This window comes from Streptomyces sp. NPDC034037 (assembly GCF_055575715.1).
Genome location: NZ_JBVISC010000001.1, coordinates 285740 through 297539, shown reverse-complemented (window position 1 = coordinate 297539; position 11800 = coordinate 285740). Strand labels below are relative to the sequence as shown.

The window sequence follows — 11800 nt, the reverse complement described above, 5'->3', positions numbered from 1 at the left end:
CTGTGCCCGCGTCGGGTCACCGGGCCGGGGTGGGGCGGGTTTTGTCCGCGTCGGGTCACCGGGCGCGGACGGGTCGGATTTTGCCCGCGTCGGGTCGCCGGGCGGGGGTGGGGCGGGTTTTGTCCGCGTCGGGTCACCGGGCCGGGGTGGGGTGGGTTTTGCCCGCGGCGGGTCGCGGGGTAGGGGCCCTTAGGGGCGCGGCTCTGTGTGGGAAGGGTGTTTGGTGAGCGCGGTTCCTCTGGAGGTTGCCGTGCGGGGCGACAGTGCGCACGCGGGGCAGGATGTCGAAGGGTCCGCGGTGCTCGGGCCGCGCGCCCGGCTGCTGCCGGCGCTCGCCGCCGTCTACCGGGCCCAGCTCTCGCGCGCGCGGGTCGCCCGGATGCCGCTGCTCTTCGTGGCGACCTTCCAGTCCATCGGCATCATGATCCTGATGCGCGGCGTCGTCGACGGCGGCGGCGAGGCCCGCGCGGTCGTCGCCGGGTCCTCCGTGCTCGTCGTCGCGTTCGTCGCGCTCAACCTCCTCGCGCAGTACTTCGGCCGGCTCCGGGCCGACGGCGGGCTCGACCACTACGCCACGCTGCCCGTGCCGCCCGCCTCCGTGGTGCTGGGCGCGGCGGCCGCGTACGCCTCCTTCACGGTGCCCGGCACCCTCGTCACGGCGGTCGTCGGATGCGGGCTCTTCGGGCTGCCGCTGACCCACCTGTGGGTGCTCGTCGCGGTGATCCCGCTGGCCGGCGCCGCCCTCGCGGGCCTCGGCGCCGCGCTGGGGCTGCTCGCGCCGCGGCCCGAACTGGCCACCCTCCTCGGCCAGCTGGGCATGTCGGCGGCGCTGCTGCTCGGCGTGCTGCCCGCCGAGCGGATGCCCACGCTGCTCCAGTACGCGCGCGACCTGCTGCCGTCCACGTACGGAGTGGAGGCCTTCGCCCGTACGTTCGATCCAAACCCGGACTGGGCCGTCGTCGCCCTCGATCTGGCGGTCTGCGCGGGGGTCGGCGTCGCCTCGCTCGCGGCCGCCACGTGGGCGTACCGCCGGGCGGCCGTCCGGTGACGCGCCGCACAGGGAGTGCTGGCACGATGTGTGGGTGACCGCACCGCTGACTCCCTCCCAACCGCCGCACGACCGACCCGCGCACGACCCCTGGCAGGTACCCGCGCAGCCGTACGGAGCGCTGCCCCCGTACGGTCACGAGGAGGACGGGCCCGGCATGAAGAAGGAACTGCTGCAGGCCGCGGCGATCATGGTCCTGGTGGCTCTCGGCGGCCTGGTGCTCGGTGCGCTGTGGATCTGGCTGGCGCCGCGCATCCCGCTCATCTCGGACGGCGAGGCGGTGTACCTCAAGGACACCGAGGGCGAGCAGGCGATCGGTGTCGACGGAACGTTCACTCTGCTCTCGCTCGCCTTCGGCGCCGTCAGTGGCGTCGTGGCCTTCCTGGTGCGCAGGAGCGGGGGTGTCCCGATGGTCGCGGGGCTCGCGGTGGGCAGCCTGCTGGGCGCCCTGCTGGCCTGGAAGCTCGGGGGCCTGCTCGGACCCGACACGGACGTCGTCGCGCACGCCAAGGCCGTCGGCAAGGGCGTCGTCTTCAACGCGCCCCTGCAACTCAAGGCCAAGGGCACTCTCCTCACCTGGCCGGTGGCCGCGCTGGCCGTCCACCTCGGCCTCACCGCCCTGTTCGGACCGCGCGACCCGGACCCGTACCCGTACCCGCCGGCCTAGGGCGTGTTGCCTGCCGTGACCGGCCCCGCGCTTCTTCGCGGGACTGTCACGTCGTACGGGCAGGCGGCGGCCTCACGCCCTGCCGATGGGCGCGAGCACCGCTTCCGTGAGCTTCGCCAGGTCGTCCGGCGCCAGCTCGACCTCCAGGCCGCGACGGCCCGCGGAGACATGGATGGTGGCGTGGGCCGACGCCGACTCGTCCAGGACCGTGCGCAGCTTCTTGCGCTGGCCCAGCGGGGAGATGCCGCCCCGCACATAGCCCGTGGTGCGTTCGGCGGCCGCCGGGTCGGCCATCACCGCGCGCTTGCCGTGGACCGCGGCGGCCAGCGCCTTCAGGTCCAGGGAACCCGCGACCGGCACCACGGCCACGGTCAGCTCGCCGTCCACCTCCGCGACCAGGGTCTTGAACACGCGGTCGGGCGGGACGCCCATGGCCTGCGCGGCCTCCTCGCCGTACGAGGTCCGGGCGGGATCGTGCTCGTAGGAGTGCACCGTGAAGGCGGTGCCCGCCGCGGTGAGCGCCACCGTCGCCGGGGTGCCGGCCGCCTGCTTCTTCTGCTTCTTCGCCAAAGGTGCTCGCCTTACCTCGCTCGGCCGTGGATCAGTTGAGGCTGGTCGTCCCGCGCGTCAGCTCCGTCGCGGGCAGCGACGGCAGATTGCGGATGATCGCGGTCTCCGCGCGCAGCAGCCCCAGCTCGTCGCGCAGCCGCGAGGCGGTGTCCGGCGCCTCCAGGAGCCGCTGCTTCGTCGGGGTGTCCAGGACCGCCGCGGCGGCCACCAGGTACGAGACCACGGACGGCTCGTCCGGCAGCTCGGCGCCCGTCGTCAGCGACCGCTCCCGCGCCCCGGCCAGCCGCTTCTGATAGGAGCGGAAGGCGCGCAGGACTCCGTCGGCGAGCGTGCCCGCCCCCTCGCCCAGCTCCTCCGGCACCTCTTCGACCTCGGCGGTCAGGTAGGCCCCGGAAGCCTCGATCGACACGACGCGCACGCGCGTCGTACCGGTGGCCAGCACCTCGAAGCCGCCGTCGGGGCGCTCCCTGATCGTCGCGGCGTCCGCCACGCAGCCGACGGCGTGGAAGGCCTTGAGCGGGTCGTCGCCGAAGCCGGCGGCGGGGCCGTGCTCGGGCAGCGCGGTCTGGTCGGGGAGGCCGGGCGCGCTCGGCGCCACCTCCAGGCCGTCGCGGATGGCGACGACGACGAACTGGCGCGGCTCCTCCTCGGGGGTCTTGAGCAGGTCGCGCATCATGGCGCGATAGCGCTCCTCGAAGACGTTCAGCGGCAGCACGAGGCCGGGGAACAGCACCGAGTTGAGCGGAAAGAGCGGAAGCCGGATGGTCACGACCGGCAAGCCTAATGCTCGTCGGCGCCGGCGCGTCCGCGCGGCGGCCGCAGAGGCGTCGTCGAGGCCACTTCTATCCGCACGCCGTCGCGCAGCTCCAGGAACTGGCCCAGGGGGTCGTCGGCCATCCGGTCCCAGGGGAAGGACGTCGCGTACGGGCCGATCAGGCGCAGCTGCTCCAGGGCGTCCTCCCAGCGTTCCAGGCGGACCAGGACGTAGGTGAGGAGGTTGCGGACCTCGGCGGGCCAGGGGTCGCAGGCCTCGTACTCGCGGGAGAGGCCGATCGCGAGGTCGGCCGCCGCGTCCAGGCGCTCGCGCGGCACTTTCCCCGAGGGGCTGGTGAGATAGGCGAAGGCGGCCCGTGCCGGGAGAACCTGTATCAGCGAGCCGGGCAGCGCGTCCGCGGCGGCGCGCTCGGCGAAGTCGAAGCACTCGCGGTGCGAGCCGTACCAGGCGGCCGACAGGTACTGCAGGGCCGAGGCGTGGCATCCGTAGTGGTACGAGGAGCGGCGCACCGCCTGTGCCCAGAGCTGTTCGAAGACGGTGTGCGGGGCGTGGGTGCCCCGCGCGTGGTCCAGGGCGATCCGCCAGGGCACCGGGTCGCGCGGGGCGGCCTCGGCGGCGGCGGCGAGCAGCGGGCTCATCTCGCGCAGCAGCTCGGCGCGGGCCGGGGACTCCCAGCCGCGCACGACCGCCAGTTCGGCCTTGACGAGCAGGGCGTCCGGGTCGTGCGGGGACGCCTCCAGCCAGTTGTCGAACCACTCCGGGCGGGAGCGGGCGAAGGCGGCGAGCCGGGTGGTGTAGCGGTCGCGGTTCTCCCACTCGGCGGCCTCGCGGCTGGTGGCGAGCAGCTTGGCCGCCGGGCCGTGATCGCCCCGGCCCGCGGCGACGAGCGCGGGGGCCAGCTGCTCGTCGGGCACGTCGAGGAGCACCTCCTCGTCCGGCGGCAGGCCGGCGGCGAGCCGCGGGGTGTGCCGGAGCATGCGGGCGGTCCGGACGAAGGCACGCAGCACCCGTGCCCTCCTTTGCCTCGACCGGCGCCGCTCGCGCGGGGGCCGGTCACCGTCGTGGTCGCTCAATCGGTCGTCATCGGTCGCCCGATTGTTGGTCGCGCAGGAAGGACGGCCACAGCGCGGAGAAGGTTGCCCACGACCGGATAACGGTTCGGCCGCCACCCGCGCCCCGCCGCCCCTCAGTTGCGGCGCAGCAGGCGTGTGGCGCCCGCCGCCACTGTGGTCGCGAGGACCCAGCCGAGCAGGATCAGCGCCGTCGAGAACCACTGCCAGCCGCCGCGCAGCTGCCAGTAGCTGTCCTGGCCCAGGTCGATCACGGGCAGCAGCAGGTCGAGGGAGAAGAGCGCCGGGTTCCAGTGCGGGTGTTCGCCCGGTTTGATCGCCGGGTGGTCGGCGTGCGAGAAGGCCACCGCGCTGACCGCCCACAGCACGGCCATCCACACCGCCGCCCGGCCCGGCCGGTAGCCGTACGCGACCGTCCAGTCCTGCGCGTACCCCCACAGCTTCGCCGCCAGCGGCAGCGTCTCGCGGCGTCGGCGCTGCTTGGCGAGGAGGACCTCGCGGGCGTCGGCGTCCTCGCCGCCGTTGCGCAGGACGGCGGCGAGCTTCTCGTACGGCTCCGGGTTGTACTCGGCGGTCGCGGCCGCTACCCAGCTCAGCCGCAGGGCGAGCGGGAAACTGCCCTGCGGGACGAGGTTCTCATAGGTGAAGCCGCCCATCTGGAGGCCGCCGGGACCGGGCCAGCTCGTCGCCCGGTCGATGAGGTTCACGACCTTGGCGCCGGACAGGACGACCTTGCCGCGCGCCGGCGCCTCGCCGAGGAAGCGCAGCTCGGGCGTCTGCACGCGGCGCAGCGAGATCTCCTGGTCGTTCTGGAGCGTGAAACGGGCCGCCGCGAAGTCGATCGCGTCGCCGAAGCGGCCGTCGTCGAGCCGGATGCCGCCCTCGCACTCGAAGCGCTGCACACGGGTGCCGCGCGCCGGCGTCGTACCGCTCGTCTGCGGCGGATTGCCGACCGCCGCCGGGGTTAAGTAGAGCGTTCGTTCCACGGTGAGCTGGGGGGCGTTGAGCGCGTACCGCCCGTACTGGTTGATCAGCCGGCTGCCGCGCAGGCTCAGCGAGACGCCGACCTTCGCGCCGCGCATGCTCAGCTCGCCGTGCGACTCCATCATCTCGGCCTGGAGGTCCTGCCCGACGGTGAGCCCGTCGCCGGTGATGGAGCGGCTGCGCCGGTCGCGGTAGACCACCACCTGGTTCAGGAGCAGGTCCGTGCCGATCTGGGCGTCCGTGAGCCGGATGCCGTTGTGGACCCGGCAGCGCGGCAGGTGCAGGTCGCCCTCCGTGTGCAGCCGGGCCGCCTCCAGGCGCGGGATCGAGCAGTCTACGAGCCGCAGCGTCGCGAAGCGGGTCTCCGGCAGGAGCACCTCCTTCTCGAAGCGGCAGTGCTTCAACTCCGTGTACGGCACGACGGTCCCGCCCGCGAGATCGAGCACGTCGGTGATCTGCACGCCCGCCAGCTTCAGCGAGGAGACGCGGCCCGCGAGCGCGGGCGGCCCGTCCAGCAGCAGCCAGCACACGATGCGCGCCCGGACGCTGCGCTCGGGACCCCAGGGGTGGCCGCCGTGCGGATCGTCCACCGCGGCGTCACCGGACCTGAGGTCGTACACACTGCCGTTGCGGAAGGCCTGCCACATGCCGATCTCCGCGGCGGTCAGCCCGTCCGGCGGGTCACCGGCACCGGCGTCGTCGACCACTGCTGTCTTCCTCCCCGTCGCGGCGCGCCCATGCCTCGCGCACCTGCCTCGTACACCTGTTTCATGCCCGCTCCGTGACCGGCTGAACGCCTGGGGTGAACGGGCCACGCGAGATCTATATCAGCCAGTGATACGGGCGACCGACGTCGAAAGAAGGTCTGAGAGAATTGGCCATGTGATCTCTCGAATCGATCTGCGCGGCGACGCCCTCACGGAATTTCCGTCGGGGTCCGCCCTTCGCGCCCTGCTGCCCCGTGCCGACTTCGACGTCGCGGCCGCCCTGGAGAAGGTGCGGCCCATCTGCGAAGACGTGCATCATCGCGGCGACGCGGCGCTGATCGAGTACGCGGAGAAATTCGACGGCGTCCGGCTCGACCGGGTGCGGGTGCCCGCCGCCGCCCTCCAGGAGGCCCTGGCCGGTCTCGACCCCGTCGTGCGCGAGGCCCTGGAGGAGTCGATCCGCCGCGCCCGCGCCGTCCACCGCGAGCAGCGCCGCGCCCCGCACACCGTGCGGGTCGCGCCCGGCGGCAAGGTCACCGAGAAGTGGGTGCCGGTCGAGCGCGTCGGGCTCTACGCCCCCGGCGGCCGCTCCGTCTACCCCTCCTCCGTGATCATGAACGCCGTTCCGGCGCAGGAGGCGGGCGTCGCGTCGATGGCCCTCGCCTCGCCGCCCCAGGCCGACTTCGGCGGGCTCCCGCACCCCACGATCCTCGCCGCCTGCGCGCTCCTCGGCATCGACGAGGTGTACGCGGTCGGCGGCGCCCAGGCCGTCGCGATGTTCGCCTACGGCACCGAGACGTGCGCCCCGGCCAACATGGTCACCGGCCCCGGCAACATCTGGGTCGCCGCCGCCAAGCGCTACTTCACCGGCCGCATCGGCATCGACACCGAGGCCGGCCCGACCGAGATCGCGGTCCTCGCCGACGACACCGCCGACCCGGCGCACGTCGCGTCCGACCTGATCAGCCAGGCCGAGCACGACCCGCTCGCCGCCGCCGTCCTCGTCACGGACTCCGTGGCGTTCGCGGACGCCGTCGAGAAGGAGCTGGCGCCGCAGATCGCCGCCACCAAGCACGTCGAGGACCGGATCGTGCCCGCGCTCCAGGGCCGCCAGTCCGCGATCGTGCTGGTCGACGGCCTGGAAGAGGGCCTGCGGGTCGTCGACGCGTACGGCGCCGAGCACCTGGAGATCCAGACCGCCGACGCCGCCGCCGTCGCCGACCGCGTGCGGAACGCGGGCGCGATCTTCGTCGGCCCCTGGGCGCCCGTCTCCCTCGGCGACTACTGCGCGGGCTCCAACCACGTCCTGCCCACCGGCGGCTGCGCCTGCCACTCCTCGGGCCTGTCCGTCCAGTCGTTCCTGCGCGGCATCCACGTCGTGGACTACACCCGCGAGGCGCTGGCCGAGGTCGCCCACCACGTGGTGACACTTGCCGAGGCGGAGGACCTGCCGGCGCACGGCGCGGCGATCAAGGCAAGGTTCGGATGGCAGGTGCCGGGCCAGTGAGCGACGTACGCATCGACGACCTGCCCGTCCGCGACGAGCTGCGCGGCAAGTCCCCCTACGGGGCGCCCCAGCTCGACGTACCGGTGCGCCTGAACACCAACGAGAACCCCTACCCGCTGCCCGAGCCGCTCGTCGAGCGCATCGCCGAGCGGGTCCGCGAGGCCGCCCGCGACCTCAACCGCTACCCCGACCGGGACGCGGTCGAGCTGCGCACCGAACTCGCGCGCTACCTCACCCGCACCACCGGCCACGAGGTCGCCCTCGCCAACGTCTGGGCGGCCAACGGCTCCAACGAGGTCATCCAGCAGCTCCTGCAGACCTTCGGCGGCCCCGGCAGGACGGCCATCGGCTTCGAGCCCTCGTACTCGATGCACGGCCTGATCGCGCGCGGCACCGGCACCACCTGGCTCTCGGGCCCCCGCCACGAGGACTTCACGGTCGACGTGGCGGCGGCCACCGAGGCCATCGCCGAGCACCGGCCGGACGTCGTCTTCGTGACGACGCCCAACAACCCCACCGGCACCGCCGTGCCAGCCGACACGGTCCTCGCCCTCTACGAGGCCGCGCAGGCCGCCAAGCCGTCCATGGTCGTCGTGGACGAGGCGTACGTGGAATTCAGCCACGGCGATTCGCTGCTCCCGCTGATCGACGGACGGCCGAACCTCGTCGTCTCGCGGACCATGTCCAAGGCCTTCGGCGCGGCCGGACTGCGCCTCGGCTACCTCGCCGCCCACCCCGCGGTGGTCGACGCCGTGCAGCTGGTGCGCCTGCCGTACCACCTGTCGGCCGTCACCCAGGCCACCGCGCTCGCCGCCCTGGAGCACACCGACACGCTCCTGAAGTACGTGGAGCAGCTCAAGGCCGAACGCGACCGCCTCGTCACCGAGCTGCGCGCGCTGGGCTACGAGGTGACCGACTCCGACGCCAACTTCGTCCAGTTCGGACGGTTCCCCGACGCCCACGAGGTGTGGCAGCGGATCCTCGACCGGGGCGTCCTGGTCCGGGACAACGGCGTACCGGGGTGGCTGCGGGTCACCGCGGGAACCCCGGCCGAAAACGACGCGTTCCTCGATGCGGTACGCGAACTCAAGAAGGAGCACGGCGCATGAGCCGCGTAGGACGGGTCGAACGGACCACCAAGGAGACGTCGGTCGTCGTGGAGATCGACCTCGACGGCACCGGAAAGGTCGACGTGTCGACCGGGGTCGGATTCTACGACCACATGCTCGACCAGCTCGGCCGGCACGGCCTGTTCGACCTCACGGTCAAGACCGAGGGCGACCTGCACATCGACTCCCACCACACCATCGAGGACACCGCGCTCGCGCTCGGCGCCGCCTTCAAGCAGGCCCTCGGCGACAAGGTGGGCATCTACCGCTTCGGCAACTGCACGGTCCCGCTGGACGAGTCGCTCGCCCAGGTGACGGTCGACCTCTCCGGGCGCCCCTACCTCGTGCACACCGAGCCCGAGAAGATGGCGCCGATGATCGGCGAGTACGACACGACGATGACCCGGCACATCCTGGAGTCCTTCGTCGCGCAGGCGCAGATCGCCCTGCACGTCCACGTGCCGTACGGGCGCAACGCCCACCACATCGTGGAGTGCCAGTTCAAGGCCCTCGCCCGGGCCCTGCGGTACGCGTCCGAGCGGGACCCGCGCGCGGCCGGCATCCTGCCCTCCACGAAGGGCGCGCTGTAACCCATGACCGGCCTCAACACCATCCTCATCGTCGTCGGTCTCTTCCTGATCGGCGGCGTCATCTCCTTCGTCAAGCAGGGGATGCCCAAGAGCCTGATCACGCTGCTGTCCATCGCCGCGGTGATGTGTCTGGCGGCGGGCGTCCTGCGACTCGACTACTGGAACTGACGGGAGGCGTACGACAGATGAGCACTCCCAAGAAGGTCGTCGTCTTCGACTACGGCTTCGGCAACGTCCGCTCCGCCGAGCGCGCCCTCGCGCGCGCGGGGGCCGACGTCGAGATCACCCGCGACTACGACCGGGCCATGAACGCCGACGGCCTGCTCGTGCCCGGCGTCGGCGCCTTCGCGGCCTGCATGCGGGGCCTGCGGGACGCGCGCGGCGACTGGATCGTCGGGCGGCGCCTCGCCGGTGGCCGCCCCGTGATGGGCATCTGCGTGGGCATGCAGATCCTCTTCGAACGCGGCATCGAGCACGGCGTGGAGACCGAGGGCCTGGACGAGTGGCCCGGCACGGTCGAGCCGCTGAAGGCCGAGATCGTCCCGCACATGGGCTGGAACACCGTCGAGACCCCGGCGGGCTCCACGCTCTTCAAGGGCCTGGACGACGACGCCCGCTTCTACTTCGTGCACTCCTACGCCGTGCACCACTGGTCTTTCGAAGTCGCGAACCCGGCGATGCGCGCCCCGCACGTCACCTGGTCCACGCACGGCGAGCCCTTCGTGGCGGCCGTGGAGAACGGCGCCCTGTGCGCCACGCAGTTCCACCCCGAGAAGTCCGGCGACGCCGGCGCCCAGCTCCTCACCAACTGGATCGGAACCCTGTGAGCATCCTCGAACTCCTTCCCGCCGTCGACGTCCGTGACGGCCAGGCCGTACGCCTCGTCCACGGCGAGTCCGGCTCGGAGACCTCCTACGGCTCCCCGCTGGAGGCCGCCCTCGCCTGGCAGCGGTCGGGCGCCGAGTGGCTGCACCTGGTCGACCTGGACGCCGCGTTCGGCACGGGTGACAACCGGGACCTGATCGCCGAGGTCGCGGGGAGCCTCGCGGGCGACGGCATCAAGGTGGAGCTGTCCGGCGGCATCCGCGACGACGCCTCGCTGGCCGCCGCCCTCGCCACCGGCTGCACCCGCGTCAACCTCGGCACCGCCGCCCTGGAGACCCCCGAGTGGGTCGCCAAGGTCATCGCCGAGCACGGCGACAAGATCGCGGTCGGCCTCGACGTACGCGGCACGACGCTGCGCGGCCGCGGCTGGACCCGCGACGGCGGCGACCTCTACGAGACGCTGGCGCGCCTGGACTCCGAGGGCTGCGCGCGCTACGTGGTCACCGACATCGCCAAGGACGGCACGCTCCAGGGCCCCAACCTGGAGCTGCTGCGCGACGTGTGCGCGGCCACGGACCGCCCGGTGGTCGCCTCCGGCGGTGTGAGCAGCCTGGACGACCTGCGCGCGATCTCCGAGCTCGTCCCGCTCGGCGTCGAGGGCGCGATCGTCGGCAAGGCGCTGTACGCGAAGGCGTTCACGCTGGAAGAGGCGCTCGCCGCGGTGGCGTCGTCATGAGCGACGTCGTACGCCGCGTCGGCTCGGGCGGCCCGTGGGAAGAGGCCATCGGCTACTCGCGTGCCGTCGCGCTGCCGAACGGTCTCGTCCTGGTCTCCGGCTGCACGTCCGTGGTGGACGGCGTGATCGAGGCCGGCACCCCCTACGAGCAGACCCGCAACGCCTTCCAGGTCGCCTTCGACGCCCTCGGGCAGCTCGGCCTCGGCCGGGAGCACGTCGTGCGCACCCGCATGTACCTCACGCACGCGCGCGACGTGGAGGACGTGGGCCGTGCCCACAAGGAACTCTTCGACGCGGTCCGCCCGGCCGCCTCGATGCTGATCGTCTCCGGGTTCGTCGACCCGAGCCTGGTCGTGGAGGTCGAGGTGGAGGCGTACGCCCCCACGACCGGGGGAGAGGCGCGGTGACCCTCTCCGTACGCGTGATCCCCTGCCTCGACGTGGACAACGGCCGCGTCGTCAAGGGCGTCAACTTCCAGAACCTGCGCGACGCGGGCGACCCCGTCGAGATGGCCAAGGTGTACGACGCCGAGGGCGCCGACGAGCTGACCTTCCTGGACATCACCGCCTCCTCCGGCAACCGCGAGACGACCTACGACGTGGTCCGCCGCACCGCCGAGCAGGTCTTCATCCCGCTCACGGTCGGCGGCGGTGTGCGCACCGCCGAGGACGTCGACAAGCTGCTGCGCGCCGGCGCGGACAAGGTCGGCGTGAACACCGCCGCGATCGCCCGCCCCGACCTGATCCGCGAGATCGCCGAGCGGTTCGGCCGGCAGGTGCTCGTCCTGTCCGTGGACGCGCGCCGTACCCCGTCCGGCTCCTTCGAGGTGACGACGCACGGCGGCCGCGAGTCGGCCGGCATCGACGCCGTCGAATGGGCGCATCAGGCCGCCGAGTTGGGCGCGGGCGAGATCCTGCTCAACTCGATGGACGCCGACGGCACCAAGGACGGCTACGACATCGAGATGATCGAGGCCGTACGCAAGCACGTCACGGTGCCGGTCATCGCCTCGGGCGGCGCGGGCCGCCTGGAGCACTTCCCCCCGGCCATCGCGGCGGGCGCGGACGCGGTCCTCGCGGCGTCGGTCTTCCACTTCGGCGACCTGCGGATCGGCGAGGTCAAGGAGACCTTGCGGGAGGCCGGACACCCGGTGCGCTAGCGCGGACGCCAAGGCCCCAGGGCGAGCTGCGAAAGAAAAGTTGCGCAATATAA

General features: G+C 72.7%; 14 protein-coding genes. 10 read left to right on the top strand and 4 right to left on the bottom strand.

Annotated elements, in window-relative coordinates:
* Positions 1–223 precede the first annotated feature (223 nt).
* Positions 224–1048 (top strand): ABC transporter permease, encoded by an 825-nt coding sequence (locus ACZ516_RS01410; protein ID WP_469007963.1) that lies wholly within the window; start codon positions 224–226, stop codon positions 1046–1048.
* A gap of 34 nt (positions 1049–1082) precedes the next feature.
* Positions 1083–1715: a DUF2567 domain-containing protein gene (locus tag ACZ516_RS01405; protein WP_361081643.1), complete on the top strand. Its 633-nt coding sequence runs from the start codon at positions 1083–1085 to the stop codon at positions 1713–1715.
* Positions 1716–1787: 72 nt separating this feature from the next.
* On the opposite strand, the gene ybaK is transcribed toward ACZ516_RS01405, so the two are convergent.
* From ybaK to ACZ516_RS01385, 4 genes are all read right to left on the bottom strand, one after another.
* Positions 1788–2285, bottom strand: coding sequence for a Cys-tRNA(Pro) deacylase (gene ybaK / locus ACZ516_RS01400; protein WP_469007962.1), 498 nt, complete (start codon positions 2283–2285; stop codon positions 1788–1790).
* A 31-nt stretch (positions 2286–2316) separates the two neighbouring features.
* On the bottom strand, positions 2317–3063 hold the full coding sequence (locus ACZ516_RS01395; RefSeq protein ID WP_361081639.1) for an LON peptidase substrate-binding domain-containing protein: 747 nt from the start codon (positions 3061–3063) through the stop codon (positions 2317–2319).
* A gap of 2 nt (positions 3064–3065) precedes the next feature.
* A complete protein-coding gene (locus ACZ516_RS01390) occupies positions 3066–4037 on the bottom strand; it encodes a hypothetical protein (protein ID WP_361081879.1) in 972 nt (323 codons plus the stop codon).
* A gap of 209 nt (positions 4038–4246) precedes the next feature.
* Positions 4247–5761, bottom strand: coding sequence for an oxidoreductase (locus ACZ516_RS01385; RefSeq protein ID WP_358583122.1), 1515 nt, complete (start codon positions 5759–5761; stop codon positions 4247–4249).
* A gap of 235 nt (positions 5762–5996) precedes the next feature.
* Here ACZ516_RS01385 and hisD point away from each other — a divergent pair, with 235 nt between their 5' ends.
* Genes hisD through hisF form a run of 8 tightly spaced genes read left to right on the top strand, consistent with a single transcriptional unit; the run spans position 5997 to position 11747 of the window.
* Positions 5997–7328 carry a histidinol dehydrogenase gene (gene hisD, locus ACZ516_RS01380; RefSeq protein ID WP_469007960.1) on the top strand — a complete coding sequence of 444 codons (1332 nt, stop codon included), beginning with the start codon at positions 5997–5999 and terminating at the stop codon, positions 7326–7328.
* Positions 7325–8437 carry a histidinol-phosphate transaminase gene (locus ACZ516_RS01375; protein ID WP_358583107.1) on the top strand — a complete coding sequence of 371 codons (1113 nt, stop codon included), beginning with the start codon at positions 7325–7327 and terminating at the stop codon, positions 8435–8437. Before hisD ends, ACZ516_RS01375 begins: the two co-directional genes overlap by 4 nt.
* Positions 8434–9027: an imidazoleglycerol-phosphate dehydratase HisB gene (gene hisB, locus ACZ516_RS01370; RefSeq protein WP_030783956.1), complete on the top strand. Its 594-nt coding sequence runs from the start codon at positions 8434–8436 to the stop codon at positions 9025–9027. The genes ACZ516_RS01375 and hisB overlap by 4 nt, the downstream gene beginning before the upstream one ends.
* A gap of 3 nt (positions 9028–9030) precedes the next feature.
* On the top strand, positions 9031–9195 hold the full coding sequence (locus tag ACZ516_RS01365; RefSeq protein WP_358583106.1) for a hypothetical protein: 165 nt from the start codon (positions 9031–9033) through the stop codon (positions 9193–9195).
* 17 nt (positions 9196–9212) lie between these two features.
* Positions 9213–9854 (top strand): imidazole glycerol phosphate synthase subunit HisH, encoded by a 642-nt coding sequence (gene hisH, locus ACZ516_RS01360; protein WP_358583104.1) that lies wholly within the window; start codon positions 9213–9215, stop codon positions 9852–9854.
* Positions 9851–10588 (top strand): bifunctional 1-(5-phosphoribosyl)-5-((5-phosphoribosylamino)methylideneamino)imidazole-4-carboxamide isomerase/phosphoribosylanthranilate isomerase PriA, encoded by a 738-nt coding sequence (gene priA, locus ACZ516_RS01355; RefSeq protein ID WP_361081634.1) that lies wholly within the window; start codon positions 9851–9853, stop codon positions 10586–10588. The genes hisH and priA overlap by 4 nt, the downstream gene beginning before the upstream one ends.
* On the top strand, positions 10585–10995 hold the full coding sequence (locus ACZ516_RS01350) for a RidA family protein (protein WP_358583101.1): 411 nt from the start codon (positions 10585–10587) through the stop codon (positions 10993–10995). The genes priA and ACZ516_RS01350 overlap by 4 nt, the downstream gene beginning before the upstream one ends.
* On the top strand, positions 10992–11747 hold the full coding sequence (gene hisF, locus ACZ516_RS01345) for an imidazole glycerol phosphate synthase subunit HisF (protein WP_358583099.1): 756 nt from the start codon (positions 10992–10994) through the stop codon (positions 11745–11747). Before ACZ516_RS01350 ends, hisF begins: the two co-directional genes overlap by 4 nt.
* Positions 11748–11800: the final 53 nt, after the last annotated feature.